The 18,405-nt window shown below is 61.6% G+C and carries 14 protein-coding genes; 7 read left to right on the top strand and 7 right to left on the bottom strand.

The window, feature by feature from the left end; all coding sequences use genetic code 11:
- The first annotated feature begins 181 nt into the window (after positions 1 to 181).
- Genes ATI14_RS16170 through ATI14_RS16160 form a run of 3 tightly spaced genes read left to right on the top strand, consistent with a single transcriptional unit; the run spans position 182 to position 5,440 of the window.
- Positions 182 to 2,107 (top strand): IucA/IucC family protein, encoded by a 1,926-nt coding sequence (locus tag ATI14_RS16170; protein ID WP_080520775.1) that lies wholly within the window; start codon positions 182 to 184, stop codon positions 2,105 to 2,107.
- Entirely contained in the window at positions 2,097 to 3,323 is a 1,227-nt protein-coding gene (locus tag ATI14_RS16165) for an MFS transporter (RefSeq protein ID WP_016972422.1), read from the top strand. The genes ATI14_RS16170 and ATI14_RS16165 overlap by 11 nt, the downstream gene beginning before the upstream one ends.
- Positions 3,320 to 5,440, top strand: coding sequence for a TonB-dependent receptor (locus ATI14_RS16160; RefSeq protein ID WP_016972421.1), 2,121 nt, complete (start codon positions 3,320 to 3,322; stop codon positions 5,438 to 5,440). The genes ATI14_RS16165 and ATI14_RS16160 overlap by 4 nt, the downstream gene beginning before the upstream one ends.
- Before the next feature lie 167 nt (positions 5,441 to 5,607).
- Here the strand turns inward: ATI14_RS16160 and ATI14_RS16155 are convergent, their stop codons facing one another.
- The 7 genes from ATI14_RS16155 to ATI14_RS16125 all read right to left on the bottom strand — a co-directional run bounded on the left by ATI14_RS16155 (position 5,608) and on the right by ATI14_RS16125 (position 13,542).
- Positions 5,608 to 6,153, bottom strand: a complete 546-nt coding sequence (locus ATI14_RS16155) for a DUF2058 domain-containing protein (protein ID WP_016972420.1) — start codon at positions 6,151 to 6,153, stop codon at positions 5,608 to 5,610.
- Between the two features lie 25 nt (positions 6,154 to 6,178).
- Positions 6,179 to 7,012, bottom strand: coding sequence for a nucleoside triphosphate pyrophosphohydrolase (gene mazG / locus ATI14_RS16150; RefSeq protein ID WP_080520136.1), 834 nt, complete (start codon positions 7,010 to 7,012; stop codon positions 6,179 to 6,181).
- 158 nt (positions 7,013 to 7,170) lie between these two features.
- Positions 7,171 to 9,414 carry a GTP diphosphokinase gene (gene relA / locus ATI14_RS16145; protein WP_016973364.1) on the bottom strand — a complete coding sequence of 748 codons (2,244 nt, stop codon included), beginning with the start codon at positions 9,412 to 9,414 and terminating at the stop codon, positions 7,171 to 7,173.
- 151 nt (positions 9,415 to 9,565) lie between these two features.
- On the bottom strand, positions 9,566 to 10,918 hold the full coding sequence (gene rlmD / locus ATI14_RS16140) for a 23S rRNA (uracil(1939)-C(5))-methyltransferase RlmD (RefSeq protein WP_016973363.1): 1,353 nt from the start codon (positions 10,916 to 10,918) through the stop codon (positions 9,566 to 9,568).
- Positions 10,918 to 11,820, bottom strand: coding sequence for a cysteine synthase CysM (gene cysM, locus ATI14_RS16135; protein ID WP_016973362.1), 903 nt, complete (start codon positions 11,818 to 11,820; stop codon positions 10,918 to 10,920). The genes rlmD and cysM overlap by 1 nt, the downstream gene beginning before the upstream one ends.
- A 218-nt stretch (positions 11,821 to 12,038) precedes the next feature.
- Positions 12,039 to 12,644, bottom strand: a complete 606-nt coding sequence (locus tag ATI14_RS16130) for a tRNA-uridine aminocarboxypropyltransferase (RefSeq protein ID WP_016973361.1) — start codon at positions 12,642 to 12,644, stop codon at positions 12,039 to 12,041.
- 4 nt (positions 12,645 to 12,648) lie between these two features.
- A complete protein-coding gene (locus tag ATI14_RS16125; RefSeq protein WP_016973360.1) occupies positions 12,649 to 13,542 on the bottom strand; it encodes a LysR family transcriptional regulator in 894 nt (297 codons plus the stop codon).
- Between the two features lie 256 nt (positions 13,543 to 13,798).
- Between ATI14_RS16125 and speB the strand changes: the two genes are divergently transcribed.
- The 4 genes from speB to ATI14_RS16105 all read left to right on the top strand — a co-directional run bounded on the left by speB (position 13,799) and on the right by ATI14_RS16105 (position 18,180).
- Positions 13,799 to 14,749 carry an agmatinase gene (gene speB, locus ATI14_RS16120; protein WP_016973359.1) on the top strand — a complete coding sequence of 317 codons (951 nt, stop codon included), beginning with the start codon at positions 13,799 to 13,801 and terminating at the stop codon, positions 14,747 to 14,749.
- Positions 14,749 to 15,171 (top strand): YybH family protein, encoded by a 423-nt coding sequence (locus ATI14_RS16115; RefSeq protein WP_016973358.1) that lies wholly within the window; start codon positions 14,749 to 14,751, stop codon positions 15,169 to 15,171. Before speB ends, ATI14_RS16115 begins: the two co-directional genes overlap by 1 nt.
- A 21-nt stretch (positions 15,172 to 15,192) precedes the next feature.
- Entirely contained in the window at positions 15,193 to 16,701 is a 1,509-nt protein-coding gene (locus tag ATI14_RS16110) for a purine-cytosine permease family protein (protein WP_016973357.1), read from the top strand.
- A gap of 96 nt (positions 16,702 to 16,797) precedes the next feature.
- Positions 16,798 to 18,180 carry a sodium:solute symporter family protein gene (locus tag ATI14_RS16105; RefSeq protein ID WP_016973356.1) on the top strand — a complete coding sequence of 461 codons (1,383 nt, stop codon included), beginning with the start codon at positions 16,798 to 16,800 and terminating at the stop codon, positions 18,178 to 18,180.
- The last annotated feature ends 225 nt before the right edge of the window (positions 18,181 to 18,405 follow it).

The following is an 18,405-nucleotide window of genomic DNA, read 5'->3' as shown; positions in this document are numbered from 1 at the left end:
GAGGCTTCCCGCTGGTATTTTCCCGTTCTATCACCAGGCACCTCCCTTGTGCGCCCTCCATTTTTCCCTGCGCGAATAATCGTTTCTGCAATTAATGTAACAACAAATAGACATTTGGTAATGATTCTCGATAGTATCGCGCCGCCTCTCACTCAGGCTCACGGATAAGGAGTTCAACATGATGAACGGGAACCGCAGGACGCCGGAAAAATCGTTGCTTGAGCGCTGGGGCGAAGCACTTGCCACGCCGCAATTCCAGGCCAACCACATCACCCTGGACGCTTTGATCGGCACCCTGGCGCCGGCCGCCGAGCGCAGCTTCCAACGCCTGATCCAGGCATTGTTCCGTGAAGGCCTCCTGGACCCCGGCACCCGCACCTACGACGAACACGGCCGATGCTGGCTGACATTGCCCGACCAAACCCGCCTTCGCTTCGATTATCTGCGCCCTGGCCGCATGGCGAGTTGGGAACTGCGCGGCGAAGTCACCCTCCTGCGCGAAGACCGGCCAGAACAGAAAATTCAATTTCCGTCGCAATTATTGACGCTATTGAACGGCGCGCTTGAATCGTCGGCCGACCTGCACGTCCTGAACCGCCTCAACACAGAAATCGACGACAGCTTCGTCAACGACACCCTGTGCCTGGCTTTTCACCAACAGTGGTCGCTCACACTGCAAGCCGCCATGGCCCCGGAGCACCAGCACAACCTGCTGACCCATCTCAAGAATGATCCAGGCGTCAGCAACCCCACTTCAGTACTCGAACAGTGGGGCACCCTGGGTCATCCATGGCACCCCAACTACAAGACCAAGTTGGGTCTGACCACCGATCAGGTCATCGATTTTTCGCCGGAGTTCGAAGCGCGCTTCCCGGTGTTCCTCTGTGCATTGCATCGCCAGTACGCGCATGTTGAAACATTGGCCAACACCGCCGATTACTGGACGTGGTGGAAGAACCACTTCCCGCAAGCCGCCCAGCAATTGACCGAAACCCTTGCCACCCAAGGCCTTGAGGCCTGCGACTACCTGCCCCTGCCAGCCCACCCCTGGCAAATACGCCAGGAGTTGCCGCAACTGTTCGCCAATGAAATCGGTGACAAGCTGCTGGTGCTGACCGACATCGTCGCCTTCACCGCCAACCCCACCATGTCCTTCAGAACCGTGCTGCCTGACGGCCGCGGCGACGCACCGATGGTCAAACTCCCGGTATCGCTGCGGTTGACGAGCGTGCAGCGCACCGTCTCGCCGCGCTCGGCGCGCATGGGTCCGCGGATCAGCCATCTGCTGCAGACCATTCTGGAGCGCGAGCCCGGGATTCAACAAATCCTCAGCATCGTTCCCGAGCGCATCGGCGTACATTTCAAGCCACAGCCTGCCAATGACGAGCATTCCCGCCACTTGGCCGTGCTCTATCGGGACAACCCGCAAAGCCTGCTGCAACCTGGCGAAATGGCCGTGCCGGTGGGCAGCCTGTTTGCCATTGATCAACACGGGCAACCCTTGCTGCGCCAGTGGGTTCGTTTGAGCAAAGGCCGGGACGATGGGCAGGCCATGCTCGCCTTCTTCCGCGACTACGCAGCGATAGCCGTACCCGCGTTGCTGGGCATGTACCTGCGCTACGGCGTGGCGTTCGAGGCCCACCAGCAGAACTCCTTCATGGTGATGGCCGCAGACGGGCAATTGAGCCGCCTGCTGTTGCGCGATTTCGGCGACATCCGCATCGACCGCAAAACCCTGCACGCCCATGGCCTGGACATTGAACTGCACGACCCGAAGATGACCCTGTATGACGACGCAGGCTTCGTACGCGACAAGCTGCTGCACACGGTATTCATGTGCCACCTGGGGGAATTGGTACTGCTCGGCGCGCGTCACTTTGACATTCCCCAGGCACTCCTCTGGAATGAGCTGTCGGCGCAGGTCAGCCAGTGCTTCGACCAAGTGCGCAGCGCGGTCGACCCCCTGCGCTGGGAGACAGAGCGCGAAGCGCTGCTGGTGCAGGACTGGCCGGCCAAATCGTTCATGCGCATGCGCCTGCTGGAAAGCCATGCCGATATTGTCGGGCGGCTGCCCAACCCACTGAGTGCCGCCGCCAATGCAGGCTAACAACACCGCGCTACGGCTGCTGGTGGTGATTCAACTGGTGTCGATGGGGGCCATGGAAATGAGCGGCCCCTTCTGGCCGCTGCAAATCCAGAAGCTGCTGGGTGTTGCCAATGCCCACTACACCGGCCTGTTGTCGTCACTGGTGTATGCCGGGCCGATGATGGCGGCGATGGTCCTCACGCCCATGTGGGGGCGATTGGGTGACCGTACCGGCCACAAACCGATGATCATCCGTGCGCTGCTGGCGCTGGCGGTGTGCCAGGCGTTGGCAGCGGTCACGTTCGATCCTTGGCTGCTGGTGGCGATCCGCGTGGCGCAAGGGGCGCTGGCGGGCTTCATTGCGGCGGCCCAAGCCTACGCGCTGGCCTGCTGCAGGGACGGCGGGCGCGGGCATATTCTGGCCCGGTTGCAATCGGCCACTGCCGTGGGCTCGCTGGCCGGGCCGGTGTTGGGCGGCTGGTTGATGGACGTGTCAGGCTTTGCCTTGCTGTGTTACAGCGCCACGGCCGTCTGCCTGTTGTGCGCAGTGATCAGCGTCTTGCTGCCGGCCGACTCGCCGCGATCACGCCCACTCACCGCCTCCAAATCCGTCGCACTGCCCAAAGGCTGGCTCGGCGCCATGCTGGGCATCATCGTGTTGATCCAGGCCGCGAAGATGATGCCCCAGCCGTTTTACGCCCTCTACGTCGCCGATGTTCTGCACGCACCGGCGTGGCTGATCGGCGCCAGCTACGCCGCCAGCGCACTGACCCTGGCGCTGTCCGCGCCGTTGTGGGGCCGCCTGTTTGACCGGCATCAACCGGCGCACACGCTGCGCGTTATCGAATGGGTCACCTGGTCCTGTGCCCTGACGCTGGCCTTTACAGCATTGGCCAGCGAATGGCTGGGCTTCCTCGCCAGTCGCCTGCTGTGGGGCGTGTGGCAAGGGGCGTTGCTGCCGGTCGCCTACACCTTGATCGCCAATACCGTAGCGTCCGGCCAGCAGGGGTTTGCCCTCGGCCTGGGCAACAGCGCCGCCAAGGGCGGGGCGCTGTGCGGGGCACTGATCGGCGGTATCGGCATGGGCATAGTGGGCCTGGCGCACAGCTTCTGGCTGGTCGCGCTGACCTATGCCCTCGCCGCCGTGGGCATTCGCGCCATCCGTTCGTTCACCCGCCCCCCCGAAACATCCGGTTTCTCTGTCAATACTTCTAATAACTCAAAGGCAAGTTCATGACCAAATCGCAATGGGCAGTTCTGCTGCCGCTTCTCGGGTCGATCAGCGCTCCTACCTGGGCTGATCAACCTGAGGAAACCCAGGCAGCGCCCGCCAACCTGCAGTTGCAGGCCACCGTGGTTTCGGCCACACGCAATGAAACCAGCATTGCGCAGATTCCCGGCTCCGTGCAGGTGATCAACGAAGACCAGGTCCGCCAGCAGGCCGCCGCCGGCCGTCGCGTCGCAGATATCCTCGGCCAATTGGTACCGGGCATTGCCCCCTCCAGCGGCGGCATGAGCAACTTCGGCCAGACGCTGCGCGGGCGCAACACGCTGATCCTGATCGACGGCGTTTCCCAGAACGCCACGCGCGACAATTTCCGCCAGCTCAACAGCGTGGCCCCGGAAAGCATCGAGCGCATCGAAGTGATCTCCGGCGCCAGCAGCGTTTACGGCGCGGGCGCCTCAGGCGGCATCATCAACATCATCACCAAGCGCAACAAAGGTGAAGATCTGGCGTTCAGCAGCAAAATCGGCATGACCACCGGCAACAATTTCAGCCACAAAGGGTTCTCCTACGACGCCTTTCAAAGCGCCACAGGCCGCAATGGCCCGGTGGATTGGTACCTCTCCGGCAACACCGTGCAACGTAACGACCAGTTTGACGGCAACGGCAAGCGCATTCCCCAGGACACGTCCCAGGGCAGCAACATGGACACCGACACCTACGATCTGCAAGGGCGTTTCGGTTACGAGCTGGATGACGACAAGAAAATCAGCCTGTCGCTGCAAGACTACAAAGACGAGCAAGACACGCGTTACACCAAAAACCCGCGTATCTCCAACGCAGCCGTCGCCGTAAAAGGCCTGGACCTGGACGACCAACCGTTCACCCACAACCAGGCGGTCAACCTGAACTACGCCGACAAGGATTTCTACGGCCAGGGTTTGCAGGTTGAAAGTTACTGGCGGCGTGCCGATGCGCTGTTCTTCCCGGACCTGTCCCGGGGCCGCGCCGGGGTTTCCGACAACAACAGCGTGCAGGACGTGTATGGCCTGCGTGCAGCCATCGATACGCAAATGCCGGATATAGGCCGCGCGACCGGCAACGTGGTCTGGGGGGCCGACTACGATCACGAAACCTCACGCCAGCGCGGCGACCAGTACCGGGTCAATGGCCTGACCTATACCAAGACCGGCACCACGTTTGAACTGGGGCCGGACATCACGACCACCACCAAAGCCATCTTTGGCCAGCTGTCCTACGACATCGATGACTGGACCCTGCGCGGTGGTATACGTCGCGAGTGGATCCAGAGCGAAATTTCCGACAGCATCGCCTATGGCGAAATCGTCCAGACCGGTAATCGCGCAACATTGCCGGGCGGCACACTCAAATACGATGACACCCTCTATAACCTGGGGGCCGTGTATCACCTGAGCGAAAACCAGGATGTGTTCTTCAACTTCAGTCAGGGCTTTTCCCTGCCGGATATCCAGCGCTTCCTGCGCGACGTGAACAGCAAGTACGACATTCAGAACCTGAATGCCCAGGCACTCAAAGTCGATAGCTATGAGCTGGGCTGGCGCGGCAATTGGGACAAGTGGCTGGCCAGCGTCACGGCGTATGAAAATACCTCGGATGTCACCCAGTTTTACGATGCCAATGACCGCGTACTGCGCCTGATCAACCAGAAAGAACGTGTACGCGGCGTCGAAACCACCCTGACCTACAACGTCACAGACCAGTGGTCGGTGGGCGGCACTTACGCCTACGCCAAAGGCGAAACACGCCAGAACGGCCAATGGATCGACCTGCCCGCCACGCGCATATCCCCGGCCAAAACCACTGCCTTCATCGGCTATGACCATGGCGACTACAGCCTGCGTTTGCAGGGCATGCGTCTGGACGACTATGACGCCGCGTTCAAGGACAACAACGGCCGCGACATCAAGGGTTACACCCTGGCCGATTTGCTCGGTTCAGTCAGGTTGCCGGTCGGCCGTCTGGAGGGTGCGGTGTACAACCTCACCAACCGCAACTACCAGAACATGTTCGCCCAGGCCAATGCCCGTGCACCGTACCCGAATGCCGAGGGTCGTACCTTCAGCGTGAGTTACGCGGTGGATTGGTAATCGGCTTGGCCAAGCGATAGAAAAGATAAACGCCACTGTGGCGAGGGAGCTTGCTCTCGGCGGGCGGCGAAGCGGCCCCAGTGCTTTGTTTGAAAAGACTGGGACTGCTGCGCAGTCCAGCGGGAGCAAGCTCCCTCGCCACAATTACCACTATTGGTTCCAGCGGCTTACCACATCAGATCGTCAGGGATCTGGTAGGCGGCGTACGGATCATCCTCATCCGGCACCTGGCTTTCGGTGAGGATGTTGAGTTGCACGATACGCTCCGGCGCACGTTCCTGAATCTTCAGTGCCGCTTCGCGCGGGATCACTTCATAGCCGCCACCGTGATGCACGATCGCCAGGGAGCCGTTGCTCAGCTTGTTGCGCATCAGCGTGTTGACCGACAGGCGCTTGACCTTCTTGTCGTCCACGAAGTTGTAGTAGTCCTCAGTCGTCAGCTTGGGCAGGCGCGAGGTTTCAATCAGTTGCTTGACCTGCGCGGTACGGGCTTTGGCTTCGGCCTTTTCCTGCTGCTGGCGGTTCAGTTCCTGGTCGCGCTTGACCTTCTCGGCCTGCGCTTCAGCCGCCAGACGTGCCTGGCTGTCGTCCGCCTCGATCTGGCCTTTGTGCACCAGACGCTGCTGTTTCTGTTTCTCTTTGCCGACCTGCTTGGCCTGCTTTTGGTTGACCAGCCCTGCTTTAAGCAACTGGTCGCGAAGGGAAAGGCTCATGGTGCTTACTCACTTAGGCAGCCGCTCAACCGCAGCTGGACACATTCTTTTCCTGACGTTTGGCTTCGCCCCACAGGGCGTCCAACTCTTCGAGGGTGCAATCTTCTATGGGTTTGTGCGTGTCGCGCAATGCCTGTTCGATAAATCGGAAACGTCGTTCGAACTTGGCATTGGCGCCACGCAGCGCGGTTTCCGGGTCAACCTTGAGGTGACGGGCCAGGTTGACCGCTGCAAACAGCAGGTCACCGACCTCATCGGCGATGGCCGCCGAGTCGTTGTCGGCCATGGCTTCGAGTACTTCATCCAGCTCTTCGCGCACGTTGTCCACCACCGGCAGGACCGAGGGCCAGTCGAAACCGACCTGGCTGGCACGCTTCTGCAACTTGGCGGCACGGGACAAGGACGGTAAGGCCGTGGGTACGTCATCAAGCAGGGAAAGTTGCTCCGGCGCGTCGGACTTTTCCGCACGCTCTTCGGCCTTGATCTGCTCCCAGCGCGCCTTGACCTGCTCCTCGCTCAGCTGCGGGATATCCAGCGGTGCATACAAATCGCCGGTGGGGAACACGTGAGGATGGCGACGGATGAGCTTGCGGGTGATGCTGTCGATCACGCCGGCAAATTCAAAGCGCCCTTCTTCCCGCGCCAGTTGGCTGTAATACACCACCTGAAACAGCAGGTCGCCGAGCTCACCTTGCAGGTGGTCGAAGTCACCGCGCTCGATGGCGTCGGCGACTTCATAGGCTTCTTCCAGGGTGTGCGGGACGATGGTGGCGTAGGTTTGCTTGATGTCCCACGGGCACCCGTATTGCGGGTCGCGCAAGCGGCTCATCAGGTGGAGCAGGTCTTCAAGTGAATACATCGGTCAATCTCTGCGTATATTTCCAGAACACTGAAAATCAAATGTGGGAGCTGGCTTGCCTGCGATTGCATCGCCTCGGTCTGACTCGTAGACCGAGGTGTTCGCATCGCAGGCAAGCCAGCTCCCACACAAGCCCGGTTCCCACAGGCTGAACCGCATCATGGGGTGCGGTTACGCCGCGTCTCGATGATGTTCGGCAACTGCGAAATCCGCCCCAACAACCGCCCCAATGCATCCAGCCCCGGAATCTCGATGGTCAGGGACATCAACGCGGTGTTGTCTTCTTTGTTCGAGCGGGTGTTGACCGCCAGCACGTTGATCCGCTCGTTGAGCAACACTTGCGACACATCACGCAGCAAACCGGAACGGTCGTAGGCACGGATCACGATGTCCACCGGGTAAGTAAGCACCGGCACCGGGCCCCAGCTGACCTGAATGATTCGCTCAGGCTCACGCCCGCCCAGTTGCAGCACCGAGGCGCAGTCCTGGCGGTGAATGCTCACGCCACGGCCCTGGGTGATGTAACCGACGATGGCGTCGCCCGGCAACGGCTGGCAGCAACCGGCCATTTGCGTCATCAGGTTGCCCACGCCCTGAATCTGGATATCGCCGCGCTTGCCCGGTTTGTAGCCCGTGGCCTTGCGCGGGATCAGCTCCAGCTGTTCGCTGCCGCGCTCCGGCTCGACCAGTTGCTGCGCCAGGTTGACCAGTTGAGCCAGGCGCAAATCACCGGCGCCGAGGGCAGCGAACATGTCTTCGGCGATCTTCATGTTGGCCTTTTCGGCCAGCTTGTCGAAGTCCACCTGCGGCAGGCCCAGGCGCGCCAATTCACGTTCAAGCAGGGTTTTGCCGGCGGCGACGTTCTGGTCACGCGCCTGCAGTTTGAACCAGTGGACGATCTTCGCCCGCGCCCGCGACGTGGTGATATAGCCCAGGTTCGGGTTCAGCCAGTCGCGGCTCGGCGTGCCGTGCTTGCTGGTGATGATCTCGACCTGCTCACCGGTTTGCAGGCTGTAGTTGAGCGGCACGATGCGCCCGTTGATCTTGGCGCCCCGGCAGTTGTGGCCGATTTCGGTGTGCACGCGGTAGGCGAAATCCAGCGGCGTGGCGCCCTTGGGCAGGTCGATGGCGTGGCCGTCGGGGGTGAAGATATAAACCCGGTCCGGCTCGATATCCACACGCAACTGTTCGGCGAGGCCGCCGATGTCGCCCAGTTCTTCGTGCCATTCCAGCACTTGGCGCAGCCAGGAAATTTTCTCTTCGTACTGGTTGGACCCGGCCTTGACGTCGGTGCCCTTGTAGCGCCAGTGCGCACACACCCCCAGCTCGGCTTCTTCGTGCATGGCATGGGTGCGGATCTGCACTTCCAGCACCTTGCCCTCGGGGCCGATCACAGCGGTGTGCAACGAGCGGTAACCGTTTTCCTTGGGGTTGGCGATGTAGTCGTCAAACTCCTTGGGAATGTGCCGCCACAGGGTGTGGACGATACCCAGCGCGGTGTAGCAGTCGCGCATTTCCGGCACCAGCACGCGCACGGCGCGCACATCATAGATCTGGCTGAAGGCCAGGCCCTTGCGCTGCATTTTGCGCCAGATGGAATAGATGTGCTTGGCGCGACCGCTGATGTCGGCGTCCACGCCGGTGGCCTGCAACTCTGAACGCAACTGGCTCATCACATCGGTGATAAAGCGCTCGCGGTCAAGCCGCCGCTCGTGCAGCAACGTTGCAATTTGTTTGTATTGATCGGGCTCGAGGTAGCGGAAGGACAAGTCCTCCAGCTCCCATTTGATATGGCCGATGCCCAGGCGATGGGCCAGCGGCGCGTAGATGTCGAACACCTCGCGGGCCACACGGTTGCGTTTTTCGTCATCGGCGGTCTTCACCGCGCGGATCGCGCACGTACGCTCGGCCAGCTTGATCAACGCGACGCGTACGTCGTCGACCATCGCCACCAGCATCTTGCGCAGGTTCTCGACCTGGCCCTGGGTGCCCAGCACCATGGACTGACGCGGGCTGAGGCTGGCGCTGATGGCGGCCATGCGCAGCACGCCGTCGATCAGCTTGGCCACCACGGCGCCGAAACGCTGGCTGACCAGCGGCAACGCAATATGCCCTTCGCGCACACCGCGATAGAGCACGGCGGCGATCAGCGAATCCTGATCCAGTTTGAGATCGGCGAGAATCTCGGCGATTTCCAACCCGGTGCGAAAGCTTGAAGTGCCTTCGGCCCACAGGTTCTTGGCCGCATTGTCTTGCTGCTCCGCCTCACGCGCGAACTCGCAGGCGGCCTTCAAGGCTTCACGGTCCAGTGCCGGGTCGACACTGACGGCATGATCCAGCCATGCCTCGAGATTGATACTGCCGTCGGTGTTGATCGGCTGGTGCGCTCTCACCTGTACCATCTTGCTTACCTTCCCTACGACGCATCTTCGATGCGCCAGAAATCATCGCTGACCTGCTGCGTAACCCGGGCCTTGCAACCTCTGGTTACTGACCACTCCCTGACAGGTCACGGCCCAGGAGACTACAGGCCAGTCGGATTAAACGGGCATCCTAGCCCGCTTCAAATAACGCCATGGCCTCGACATGTGCTGTCTGCGGAAACATGTCGAGGATCCCGGCACGCTTTAGCCGGTAGCCTTGCTTGACCAACTCAACCGTGTCCCGCGCCAGCGTGGCCGGGTTGCAGGACACATACACCAAACGTTTGGCCCCCAACGTGGCGAGCTCTCGCACAACCTCCAGGGCACCATCACGGGGTGGGTCCAAGAGTACCGCAGAAAAGCCCTGTTTGGCCCATTCCGCGTCGGTCAAAGGCTGGGACAAATCGGCCTGAAAAAACTGTGCATTATGCAAATTGTTGTTGATGGCGTTGAGTGCGGCACGGTCGACCATGGTCTGCACGCCCTCCACCGCCACCACTTCACGTACCTGCCTGGCCAGCGGCAACGCGAAGTTGCCCAGCCCGCAAAACAGATCCAGCACCCGTTCGTCGGGCTGTGGCGCCAGCCATTCCAGCGCCTGGGCAACCATCGCGTCGTTGACCCCGGCGTTGACCTGCACGAAGTCGCCAGGCCGGTAAGCCAGCTCCAGATCCCACTGCTGCAATCGAAAGCCCAACACCGAATCGGCCTCGACCGGCTCCGGCCCGCCCTCACCCTGCAGCCACAACTGGGCTTCATGGAAGGCACAAAATTCCTTCAATACCTGCAAGTCGCCTTCGGACAGTGGCGCCATGTGCCGCAACAGTACGGCGATGGACGTGCCGCTGAACAACTCCACATGGCCCAGGGCCTGCGGCTTGCTCAGGCGACGCAACATATTCGGCAAACGCTGCATGATCGGCTGCAAGGCCTGTACCAGCACCGGGCAATCGTCAATGGCGACAATGTCCTGGCTGGCCACCGCGCGGAAACCTACTTCAAGATGTTTCGCCTTGGCGTCCCAGCGCACCGCCACACGGGCGCGGCGGCGGTAACCAAACTCGGGGCCACTCAAAGGCGCTGCCCACGCTTGCGGTTCGACACCGGCCACACGGGACAGTTGCTCGGCGAGCATGCGCTGTTTCAGGGCAAGCTGTTCAACATGGGGCAGGTGTTGCACGCTGCAACCGCCACAGCGGCCGACGTGGGCGCACGGCGCCGGGCGGCGCAGTTCGCTGGCCTTGAACACACGCTCGGCGCGGGCCTCGACCACTTTGCCGTGGGCGCCCAGCACCCGCGCTTCCACCTCTTCGCCGGCCAGCGCGCCATTCACAAACCAGGTACGGCCTTCGAAGAACACGATGCCACGGCCGTCATTGGCCAGGCGCTCGATGGTCAGTTTTTGCTTCTTGCCCACCGGAATCTGCGGGGCCCGGCTGCCGCCCGTTGGCTGGAAGCGCAGGCCTCTCTCGTGCCTGGCCATCAGTTGGGCGCGTCGAAAATGCCGGTCGACAGGTAGCGGTCGCCTCGGTCACAGATGATCGCGACGATCACCGCGTTTTCCAGTTCTTTGGACAAGCGCAACATGCCGGCCACGGCGCCACCGGACGAGACGCCGCAGAAGATGCCTTCTTCACGGGCCAGGCGGCGGGTGGTGTCTTCGGCTTCACGCTGGGCCATGTCGATGATGCGGTCCACGCGAGTCGCGTTGTAGATCTTCGGCAGATATTCTTCAGGCCAGCGGCGGATACCCGGGATCGCCGCGCCTTCCATCGGTTGCAGGCCGACGATTTGGATCGCCGGGTTCTGTTCCTTGAGGTAGCGCGAGTTGCCCATGATGGTGCCGGTGGTGCCCATGGAGCTGACGAAATGGGTGATGGTGCCGCCCGTCTGCTGCCAGATTTCCGGACCGGTGGTGGTGTAGTGCGCTTCGGGGTTGTCACCGTTGGCGAACTGGTCCAGCACCAGGCCACGGCCTTCGGCGGCCATACGCTCGGCAAGGTCGCGGGCGCCTTCCATGCCTTCTTCCTGGGTCACCAGGATCAGTTGGGCACCGTAGGCGGTCATGGCGGCCTTGCGTTCGGCGCTGCCGTTGTCGGGCATGATCAGGATCATCTTGTAACCCTTGATCGCCGCGGCCATGGCCAGGGCGATGCCGGTGTTGCCCGAGGTGGCTTCGATCAGGGTGTCACCGGGCTTGATCTGCCCGCGCAGCTCGGCGCGGGTGATCATCGACAGCGCCGGGCGGTCCTTGACGGAACCGGCCGGGTTGTTCCCTTCGAGCTTGAGCAACAAGGTGTTGCTGGTTTCACCCGCCATGCGTTGCAAGCGGACCAGGGGCGTGTTGCCGACGCAATCGGCGATTGTAGGGTACTGCAAGGTCATGGCGTATTCGCAATCCAGACTGCGGGGCGCACATCATACCGGGAAAGGTCGGCGGGCCATATCACGCAAAGTGTGGTGCTTATGGCTTTAAGGAATAAGTAGAAGGTGTGCTGGCAGGGAGGACGCCATCGCAGGCAAGCCAGCTCCCACAGTTGAATTGCATTCATCTCCCCTGTGGGAGCTGGCTTGCCTGCGATGGCCGCAACTCGGTAAACCCGCTACCCCAACCGCCCGTCGCCATGATTGCGCTGAAACACCTCATCCCCCATCGCCGCAATCTGCCCCTCGATCAACGCTTCGAAAGGTTTGAGCAATGGCGCAAAAGAAGCGGGAGCCTCCAGCACCTCCAGTGCCTGCACAATGGCCTCCACCGTCGATAAAGCCCCCGGCCCCGGCGCCTTGCGCAATCGATAGCGCGACTCGGCCCCCTCGGCCAGGGTCACGCGGGGCAATGCTGCCAGCAATGGATTGAGGTGCAGCAATTTGCGCGCCTTGCGCCAGGTGCCGTCGGGGACAACCAAGAGCAATGGCTGGTCGCTGGGCGCATAGGCCTGCAACGGCTGGGCATCGTCGGCGGGAAACAACAACCGCGCCTGATAGCCCGGCGGGCTCAACAACGTCGCCAGGTCCTCAAACACCTCCCCCACCACCAACTGCGCATGGGTGAGGCCCAACGCCGCCAGCCGCGCCGTATTCAGCGCATGGTTGACCTCGCTCGGGTGCTGCAACAGCAATACGCGGGTGCGGCTGTCAAGGCTTGGAATCAGCGTGCAAAGGCAGTGGGTAACAGGCCGCAGGCAGCGGGAACATTGGGGTCTGGACATGATTTCAGGCCTGATTGAGCTGGGCTTTGAGCAAATCGCGGAACGTCTGGATCAGCGGTTCGCGGCTGCGGCCACGACGAATGATCATCGAGAATGGCGCCTGATAACCAAATGTCGCCGGCAGCAGTACCCGCAGGTCACCTTTGTCGGCCCAGGCCTGGGCGTAATGCTCGGGCAAGTAGCCGATGTAGGCGCCGGACAGCACCAGAATCAGCTGCGCCTCCATACTTTCCACCGTGGCGGCGCTGTGTTTGAAGCCGTGACGCGCCAGCTCCGCCTGGCTCCAATAACCGCGCCCGACCATGCGCTGCTGGGTGATGACCTGTTCGGGAATGCGCCGCTCGTTGAACAACGGATGCCGCGTGCTGCAATACAGCCAGTGTTGCTCGCGGTACAGCGGCATGTAGATCAGCCCGCTCATGCGGTTGGAGAAGCAGCCGATGGCCAGGTCCAGGCGGTTGTCCTGCACGCCGAGCTGCAGCTCGTAAGGGCTCATCACCGACAAATGCAGGTGCACCGCCGGATGTTCCAGGCTGTATGCGCCAATCGCTTCAGCAAACGGCAACGCGTTGTCGCTGACGGTGGAGTCGAGCACGCCGAGTTTGAGGGTGCCGCGCAACTCGCCTTTGAGCGCGGCGGCGTACTGCTCGAAGCCTTCGAGCTCGGCCAACAGACGCAGGGTTTCCTGATGAAACAACTCGCCCTTGCTGGTCAGGCTGAAACCACCGCGCCCGCGGTGGCACAACACCAGGCCCAACGCCGACTCCAGCTGGCTCATATAAGTGCTGATGGCCGAAGTGGACAAGTTGAGCTCGTGCTGAGCATTGGCAAACCCCTGATGGCGCACCACGCTGACGAAGATGCGCAGGAGTTTCAGGTCGGGCAAGGCGTTGGCCATCGGTTCTCCAGCTACACCTGAGGCACCGCAACCCCCTGTGGGAGCTGGCTTGCCTGCGATAGCGGTGGATCAATAAAGGAAGGGGTGGCTGGCAGACCGCTATCGCAGGCGAGCCAGCTCCCACAGTTGAGCGGAGTTTACCTCAGGCATTAGTTTAGAAAAATCTGAACTAAGTATTTGCCTCTGCCGATTCTTCCCGTCCCGGGCTTTTCGCAGAATCGGCCTCTAATAAACAAAACAACGATGAGGCACTCCCGTGGACAAGATTTTCCACCAACCACTGGGCGGCAACGAAATGCCGCGCTTCGCCGGCATCGCCACCATGATGCGTCTTCCCCACCTGCAAACAGCCAAAGGCCTGGACGCCGCCTTTGTCGGCGTGCCACTGGACATCGGCACCTCCCTGCGCGCCGGCACCCGTTTCGGGCCGCGTGAAATCCGCGCCGAATCCGTGATGATCCGCCCCTACAACATGGCCACCGGCGCCGCACCGTTCGACTCGCTGTCGGTTGCCGACATCGGCGACGTGGCGATCAACACCTTTAACCTGCTCGACGCCGTGCGCATCATCGAAGAAGCTTACGACGAGATCCTTGAGCACGACGTGATCCCGATGACCCTGGGCGGTGACCACACCATCACCCTGCCGATCCTGCGGGCGATCCACAAGAAACACGGCAAGGTCGGGCTGGTGCACATCGATGCCCACGCCGACGTCAACGACCATATGTTCGGCGAGAAAATCGCCCACGGCACCACCTTCCGCCGCGCCGTGGAAGAAGGTTTGCTGGACTGCGACCGCGTGGTGCAGATCGGCCTGCGCGCCCAGGGTTATACCGCCGAAGACTTCAACTGGAGCCGCAAGCAGGGCTTCCGTGTGGTTCAGGCCGAAGAATGCTGGCACCAGTCGCTGGCACCGCTGATGGCTGAAGTGCGTGAAAAAGTCGGCGGCGGCCCGGTGTACCTGAGCTTTGATATCGACGGCATCGACCCGGCTTGGGCGCCCGGCACCGGCACGCCGGAAATTGGCGGGCTGACCACCATCCAGGCCATCGAAATCATCCGTGGCTGCCAGGGCCTCGACCTGATTGGTTGTGATCTGGTAGAAGTTTCGCCGCCGTACGACACCACCGGCAACACCTCGCTGCTCGGCGCCAACCTGCTGTACGAGATGCTCTGCGTACTGCCCGGCGTGGCGCACCGCTGATGAGCGCGCAAGCCGTGCTTAACGCCGCCGCCGAGCTGGTGTCGGCGTTCGCCCGCAATGACCGCGCCGCGTATTTCGGCGCGTTCACGGCTGATGCCAGCTTTGTGTTTTACACCCTCCCCCAGCCATTGCTGAGTCGCGATGCCTACCAGGCCTTGTGGGACAGCTGGCGCGCGGATGAGGGGTTCGAAGTGCTGTCGTGCACGTCGAGCAACGCCTTTGTCAGCCTGCAGGGCGACGTGGCGATTTTTATTCATGACGTGGCCACCGAGCTGCGCATGAACGGGGAGCAATTCTTTAGCCAGGAACGCGAGACCATTGTCTTCAAACGGCAAGGGTCTGGCACACAACAACAAGAAGGCCTGTGGCTGGCCTGTCACGAACATTTGTCCGCAATGCCGGAAGGGCTGCCGCCCCCTTAGCCAATGTGATCGGAGCTGATCATGAATAATAAAAACAACGATAAAAGTATTCGAAAGATAGAAACCAACGGGGTCGAACAGATCCCGGACCACGAACGTACTGCCGGCCCCAGGGATCTGTTCCGACTGATCTTCGGCGGTGCCAACACCTTTGCCACCGCGGTGCTGGGCTCGTTCCCGGTACTGTTCGGTTTGTCGTTCCAGGCCGGCGTGTGGGCGATTGTGCTGGGCGTGCTGGTAGGCGCGCTGATCCTGGCGCCCATGGGCCTGTTCGGGCCGATCAATGGCACCAACAACGCCGTGTCTTCCGGTGCGCACTTCGGCGTGCACGGGCGCATTGTCGGCTCGTTTCTGTCATTGCTGACGGCGATTGCGTTCTTCTCATTGTCGGTGTGGAGTTCAGGCGATGCGTTGGTCGGCGGTGCGAAACGTCTGGTGGGCTTGCCGGAAACTGACCTGACGCTAGGCCTGGCTTACGGCCTGTTCGCCCTCCTCGTCCTCACGGTTTGCATCTACGGCTTTCGCTTCATGCTGTGGGTCAACCGCATTGCGGTGTGGGCGGCGAGCCTGCTGTTCCTGTTGGGCATTTTTGCCTTTGCACCCGCGTTTGACAGTCACTTCGCCGGCACCGTCGCCCTCGGCCAGACCGGTTTCTGGGCGGCGTTTATCGGGGCTGCGCTGGTGGCCATGAGCAACCCGATTTCCTTCGGGGCGTTCCTGGGTGACTGGTCGCGCTACATTCCGCGAGAAACGCCGAAAATGCGCATCATGGCGGCGGTGGTGCTGGCACAGATTGCCACGTTGATCCCTTTCCTCTTCGGCCTGGCCACCGCGACCATCGTCGCGATCAAGGCTCCTGACTATATCGCGGCCAACAACTATGTCGGCGGTTTGCTGGCGGTGGCACCGAGCTGGTTCTTCCTGCCGGTGTGCCTGATCGCGGTGATCGGCGGCATGTCCACCGGCACCACGTCGCTGTATGGCACCGGGTTGGACATGTCCAGCGTGTTCCCGCGTTTGCTCTCACGGGTCAAGGCGACGTTGCTGATCGGGGTGATGTCGATTGCCTTCATCTTCATCGGACGTTTCGCTGCCAATCTGGTGCAGAGCGTGTCGACCTTCGCCGTGCTGATCATCACCTGCACTACACCGTGGATGGTAATGATGATCATCGGCCTGATCGTGCGTCGCGGCTTCTACTGCCCGGATGACCTGCAAGTGTTTACCCGCGGTGAAACCGGCGGGCGCTACTGGTTCAACCATGGCTGGAACTGGCGCGGGCTGGGCGCGTGGATCCCGAGCGCGCTGGTGGGCCTGTGCTTCGTCAACCTGCCGGGGCAGTTCGTTGGGCCGTTGGGCAATCTGGCCGATGGCATCGACATCAGTTTGCCGGTGACGCTGGGGCTGGCGTCGGTGGTGTACCTGACGTTGCTGCGGGTGTTTCCAGAGCCGGCGGCGGTGTATGGACCGGCCGTTGTGGCGAGGGAGCTTGCTCCCGTTCGACTGCGCAGCAGTCGCGAAGCTGCATAGATCACAAGGGGCTGCTTCGCAGCCCAGCGGGAGCAAGCTCCCTCGCCACAAAAACCGCGCCTACAACATAAGAAAGACAATCGGAGACCCGCCGTCATGGCTTTGGATTTATTCGTCGTACTCATCTACGCCGCCGGCATGCTCGTGCTCGGCTATTACGGCATGCGCCGCGCCAAGACCCACGAAGACTACCTGGTGGCCGGGCGCAACCTGGGCCCGTCGCTGTACATGGGCACCATGGCCGCCACGGTTCTGGGCGGTGCATCCACCGTCGGCACCGTGCGCCTGGGTTATGTGCACGGTATCTCCGGCTTCTGGCTGTGCGCCGCGCTCGGTGCCGGGATCATCGCGCTGAACCTGTTCCTGGCCAAGCCGCTGCTGAAGCTGAAAATCTTCACCGTCACCCAGGTCCTTGAGAAACGCTACAACCCCATGGCCCGCCAGGCGAGCGCGGTGATCATGCTGGCCTACGCCTTGATGATCGGCGTGACCTCGATCCTGGCTATCGGCACCGTGCTGCAAGTGCTGTTCGGCCTGCCGTTCTGGGTCTCGGTGTTGCTCGGTGGTGGCGTGGTGGTGGTGTATTCGACCATCGGCGGCATGTGGTCGCTGACCCTGACCGACATTGTGCAGTTCGTGATCAAGACCGTCGGCCTGATGTTTATTCTGCTGCCGATCTGCCTGTACCGCGTCGGCGGCTGGGATGAGTTGGTGGCCAAGTTGCCGGCGTCGAATTTCAGCTTCACCGAAATCGGCTGGGACACGATCATCACCTACTTCATGATCTACTTCTTCGGCATCCTGATCGGCCAGGACATCTGGCAACGGGTGTTCACCGCCCGTGACGAAAAGGTCGCCAAGTATGCAGGCACCTTCGCCGGCTTCTACTGCATCCTCTACGGCCTGGCGTGCGCGCTGATCGGCATGGCGGCGCATGTACTGCTGCCAAACCTGGACAACGTAAACAACGCCTTCGCCGCCATCGTCAAAGCCTCGCTGCCGGACGGTATTCGCGGCCTGGTGATTGCCGCCGCGCTGGCCGCAATGATGTCCACCGCCAGCGCCGGTTTGCTGGCCGCCTCCACCGTGTTGACCGAAGACCTGCTGCCACGCCTGCGCGGCGGTAAACAGTCGAGCCTGGCGGTCAATCGCCTGTTCACCCTGCTGACCGGCATCGCCGTGCTGGGCATCGCCCTGGTGGTGAACGACGTGATCAGCGCCCTGACCCTGGCTTACAACCTGCTGGTGGGCGGCATGCTGATCCCGCTCATCGGGGCGATTTTCTGGAAACGCGCCACCACGTCCGGGGCGATCACCTCCATGACCCTGGGTTTTGTGACCGCGCTGGCGTTCATGATCAAGGACGGGCTGGATGCGAACACGCCGATCTACTACAGCCTGGCGATCGGGCTGGTCAGCTTTGTGGTGGTGAGCCTGCTGTCGCGCAGCTCCCAGCCACAGACGGCCCGGGCGATTTGATAACTGACAGGATTTAAAGCGGTTTCTTCAGCGGGTGTGGCGTCGGATGCCACACCCGTTTTTTTGTTATTCGGTGCTACTGTTTGATTCCTTTGAACAAATCGCCGCAGTCATTGCAGCCAAAGTACTGCTCGGTGGTCGAACACTCGATCTGCCCTGTAGCCCCCGCCCTCACCTGCCAGCTACACGCCTGTCCCTGAAACTTCAACTTACCTTCAAGGTAGC

The organism is Pseudomonas tolaasii NCPPB 2192 (assembly GCF_002813445.1).
GTDB classification, from domain to species: Bacteria; Pseudomonadota; Gammaproteobacteria; order Pseudomonadales; family Pseudomonadaceae; genus Aquipseudomonas; species Aquipseudomonas tolaasii.
This window is presented reverse-complemented; position numbering and strand designations above follow the sequence as displayed.